General features: G+C 42.5%; 1 protein-coding gene. It reads right to left on the minus strand.

What is annotated here, in order from left to right; all coding sequences use genetic code 11:
- Positions 1 to 53 precede the first annotated feature (53 nt).
- Positions 54 to 828: IS256 family transposase (locus F1E73_RS17150; RefSeq protein WP_150452680.1), on the minus strand; the 775-nt coding region annotated here is incomplete at its 5' end.

The following is an 828-nucleotide window of genomic DNA, read 5'->3' on the forward strand; positions in this document are numbered from 1 at the left end:
GACACTATCCCGCAATTTGTGTAAGTAGAAAATAGAGGGTGCTTAAGCATAACTTAGAGTTTGACTCTTTCTTCATATAAAGTCAGGAATTGATTGAGGATAATTCCCCAGTTCCTGATGGGCATCGACCATTTTTTTGTTGCTTCCCTCACAGCCAAATATACAGATTTCATTACAGCCTCATCGGTAGGGAATGATAATTTATTTTTGGTGTACTTCCTGATCTTGCCATTTAAATTTTCAATCAGGTTGGTGGTATAGATTATCTTTCTGATTTCCAGCGGAAATTCATAGAAGACAGTTAGGTCTTCCCAATTGTCTCTCCAGCTTTTTACGGCATAAGAGTACTTGGAGTTCCATTTAGCGGAAAAATCTTCCAGAGCAGCCTCTGCAGCTTGCTTGTTGGGAGCATCGTAGATAGATTTCATATCCTTGGTGAACTCTTTTTTATCCTTCCATACCACATACCTACAAGCATTTCGGATCTGGTGAACCACGCAGATCTGAGTGCTGGATTCAGGAAAAACAGTTCTAATGGTGTCGGTAAAGCCATTGAGATTATCGGTGGCTGTGATAAGTATATCCTCAACCCCACGGGCTTTCATGTCAGTCAGTACACTCATCCAGAAAGCTGCGGATTCATTCTTCCCAAGCCACAGCCCCAACACTTCTTTCTTCCCGTCGCGTCTAAGTCCTACGGCGATATAGATTGTCTTGTTGACCACCTTAGAGTTCTCTCGAACTTTGAAGACGATGCCATCCATCCAGACAATTAGATAAACGGGCTCCAAGGGTCTATTCTGCCATGCCACAATATCATTGGTGATG

The sequence above is a fragment of the Arenibacter lacus genome (assembly GCF_008711145.1).
Classification (GTDB): domain Bacteria; phylum Bacteroidota; class Bacteroidia; order Flavobacteriales; family Flavobacteriaceae; genus Arenibacter; species Arenibacter amylolyticus.